This window comes from Blastococcus deserti, from assembly GCF_042682525.1.
Classification (GTDB): Bacteria; Actinomycetota; Actinomycetes; order Mycobacteriales; family Geodermatophilaceae; genus Blastococcus_B; species Blastococcus_B deserti.
Window position 1 is genome coordinate 83,157 of record NZ_JBHUHP010000006.1, and the last position, 3,568, is coordinate 86,724.

General features: G+C 73.4%; 3 protein-coding genes. All 3 read right to left on the reverse strand.

Annotation, left to right across the window (positions count from 1 at the left end; translation table 11 throughout):
• A partial coding sequence (locus tag ACFSHS_RS06665; protein WP_376873360.1) for a methyl-accepting chemotaxis protein occupies positions 1 to 1,491 on the reverse strand: 1,491 nt, incomplete at its 3' end.
• Between the two features lie 211 nt (positions 1,492 to 1,702).
• Positions 1,703 to 2,149 carry a chemotaxis protein CheW gene (locus ACFSHS_RS06670; RefSeq protein WP_376873362.1) on the reverse strand — a complete coding sequence of 149 codons (447 nt, stop codon included), beginning with the start codon at positions 2,147 to 2,149 and terminating at the stop codon, positions 1,703 to 1,705.
• A 1-nt stretch (position 2,150) separates the two neighbouring features.
• Positions 2,151 to 3,568, reverse strand: a 1,418-nt coding sequence (locus ACFSHS_RS06675) for a chemotaxis protein CheW (protein WP_376873364.1), incomplete at its 5' end; no start/stop codon positions are given.

A 3,568-nucleotide genomic window follows, 5' to 3' on the forward strand; every position in this document is an offset into this window, starting at 1 on the left:
GCCGCCGATGTTGGTCGCGATCTGGCCGGAGCCGTCCGCGGCCTCCCCCACCGAGCGCGACATCTCGTTCGTCGTGGCGGTCTGCTCCTCCACGGCGCTGGCGATGGTGAGCTGGAAGTCGTTGATCTGCCCGATGACCTCGCTGATGCGGCCGATCGCGGCGACCGCCCCACCGGTGTCCTGCTGGATCGCCTCGACGCGGCGGGCGATGTCCTCGGTGGCCTTGGCCGTCTCCTGCGCCAGCTCCTTCACCTCGTTGGCCACCACCGCGAACCCCTTGCCCGCCTCACCGGCGCGGGCCGCCTCGATGGTGGCGTTGAGCGCCAGCAGGTTGGTCTGCTCGGCGATCGAGGTGATCACCTTGACGACGTCCCCGATCTCCCGCGAGGACTCCCCGAGGCGGGTCACCGTCGCCGTGGTGACCTCCGCCTCGCTCACCGCCGCCGCCGCCACCCGAGCGGCCTCGTTGGCGTTCTGCGAGATCTCGCGGATCGAGGCACCCATCTCGTCGGCGCCGGCCGCGACGGTCTGCACGTTGCGCGAGACCTCCTCGGCCGCCCCGGCCACGACGCCCGACTGCGCGCTGGTCTCCTGCGCCGAGGCCGAGATCTGGGCCGAGGACGCCGACAGCTCCTCCGACGAGGCGGCGACGGCGTCGGCGGAGGCCGCCACCGACACGAGCACTTCGCGCAGGGTCTCCTGGGCGGTGACGAGCGCACCCGCCATCCGGCCCAGCTCGTCCTGGTCGGCGGTGCCGGGGGCGACCGTCAGGTCCCCGGCCGCCATGCCCTCGAGGGAACGCTGCACCGAGCGGGCGGTGCCGGTGAGGCGGCGCACCACCCAGGACGCGAGGGCGACGGCGACGGCGATCCCGGCCACCAGCGTCGTCCAGAGCACGGTGAGGGCGCTCCCCGCGTCCTCCCGGTCCTGGGCGGCGCGCTCGGCCGCCAGCTCGGACTGGGCCACGTTCTCGGCCTGGAGCGGTTCCACCAGCGCCGTCGTCTGCGGCCGGACCTGCTGCTGGAAGACCACGCCGTAGGTGCCGAGGTCACCGGCGTCCGCGTAGGGGAAGAGCCCCTCCTCGACCAGCTCGTAGTAGGCCGCGAGCTGCTTCTCGAACTCCGCGAAGGAGGCGGCGTCGACGGCCTTGGGCCGGTAGGCGTCGATCTGCTCCTGGATGTCGACGCGCCGCTCGGCCAGCTCGGTGCGCAGCTCCTGGCGGGTGGCCACGTCGGCGATGGCGTACTGGATGACCCGCGCGCGGTCACCCTGGAAGCTGCGCTGGATCTCCGACAGCTCGGTCAGGGGGAGCACCGTGTCGGTGTAGAGCACCTGCTCGGCGTCGCGCAGGTGGCTGATGCGGTCGGCGGCCAGACCGGTGATGCCGACGGCGACCACGGCGAGGGTCCCGAGGGCCGCCCCGACCTTGACGCCGACCGGTCGGTCGAGGAACCAGGCCGCCGGGCGGCGGGGGGCGGGAAGGGGACGCATGACGCTCTCCTGGGCAGGCGGGACAGGACGAGGGGACCGCGCTGTCCCGGCTGTACCGGCTCTATCGGCCGGACTTCCCCGCCGGGGAACCGAACCGGGCGGAAGTGAGCCGTATCACCGCTCCGGCGGCCGACGGCGCAACACCGACGGCCCCCGTCCCGGACGCGGAGCCGGGACGGGGGCCGTCGGATGGTTTTCCCGAGGGAGGGGGTCAGGCGCTGACCGCCTTCTGGACGTCCAGGGCGAGCAGCAACTGGCCGTGCAGCTTGTAGGCGCCGCGGATGAGGTCCCGCGCCTGGCCCTCGAGGGTGTCCGGCGGCGCCTCGAAGTCGTTGGCGTCGACGTCGACGACGTCGGCGATGGAGTCGACGAGCATGCTCACGGCCTCGCCGTGCAGGCGCACCACGATGACCACGGGGTCGGTGCCCTCGGGCCGCGGCGGCCGGCCGAGGCGCTCGCGCAGCTCGATGGCGGTCACCACCTGCCCGCGCAGGTTGATCAGGCCGGCGACGGCGGCGGGGGCGAGCGGCACGCGGGTGAGCTGCTGGCTGCGCAGCACCTCCTGCACGTGCTCGACCTCGATGCCGTACAGGTCGCCGTCCAGCCGGAAGGTGGCGAGCTGGCCGCTCGTGACCCGGGCGTGGGTGGGTGCGGTCACGTCAGACCTCCAGCAGAGAAGTGGGGACGCCGTCCGGCGCCGAGGGGTCGGGGGTGAGGGCGGTGGGGGCCGAGTAGAAGGCCGGGTCGGCCGCCAGGATCGCGGCGCGGACGTCGAGCAGCTCGGTCACCTTGTCCCCGAGGACGGCGGAGCCCAGCAGGCCGAGGTCGTCGATGTCGCTGCGCACCGCGGCCTCGCCGTCGACGATGTCGAGGATCTCCTCGACGACGATGGCGACGCTGCGGCCGTGGTCGGCGTAGACGATGACCTCGAGGACCTCGCGGTCGGTCTCACCGTAGGCGCCCAGGTGCCGGTCGAGCCGGACCATCGGCAGGATCGCGCCGCGGTACTGCACGACCTCCCGGTTGCCGACCTTCTCCACCGCCTCGGCGCGGACCTGCTCGAGCCGGGTGACCGTGTCGAGCGGGATCGCGACCCGGCGACCGCCGCCGATGGCGGCGAGGAGCATCCGCTGCCGGTCGCCCTCGGTCGCGGCGTCGGCCTTCGCCGCCGCGGCCTCCCGCCGCTCCTGGCGCTCCATGCTCTCGGTGCGCAGGGCGCGGCGGGCGAGCGCCTGGACGTCGAGGATGAGGGCGACGGTGCCGTCGCCGAGGACGGTGGCACCGGAGTAGAGGCCGATCGCCTTGAGCTGGCCGCCGACCGCCTTGACGACGATCTCCTCGGTGTTGATGACCCGGTCGACGACGAGACCGAAACGCCGGCCCTCGGAGCGCAGGACGGCGATGACGACGTGGCCGTCGTGCCGCTCCGAGGCCAGCCCCAGGACGTCGGTGAGCCGGACGAGGGGCAGCAGCTCGCCGCGCAGCCGGTAGACCGGTGCGCCGCCGACCTCCTCGACGGCGTTGGCGGCCTTCTCGGCGTCCAGCGACACCAGCTCCTGCAGGCTGATCTGCGGGATGGCGTAGCGGTCGGAGGCGCACTCGACGGTCAGCGCCGGGACGATCGCGAGCGTCAGGGGGATGCGCAGCCGGCAGACGGTGCCGACAGCGGGGTCGGACTCGACCTCGATGGTGCCGCCGATGGCCTCGATGTTGGTCTTGACGACGTCCATGCCCACGCCACGGCCGGAGACGTTGGTGACCGCGGCGGCGGTGGAGAAGCCGGGCAGGAAGATCAGCTGCAGGATGTCCGCCGGGCTCATCCGGGTGAGGGCGTCCGCGGTGACCAGCCCCCGCTGCACCGCCTTGGCGCCGAGCTTGGCCGGGTCGATGCCCGCGCCGTCGTCGGCCACCTCGACGACGACCTGGCCGCTCTCGTGCCGGGCGCGCAAGGTGAGGACGCCCTCGGCGGGCTTGCCGGCCTTCCTGCGGTCCTCGGGCGCCTCGATGCCGTGGTCGACGGAGTTGCGCACCAGGTGCGTCAACGGGTCCTTGACGGCCTCGAGCAGGGTCTTGTCGA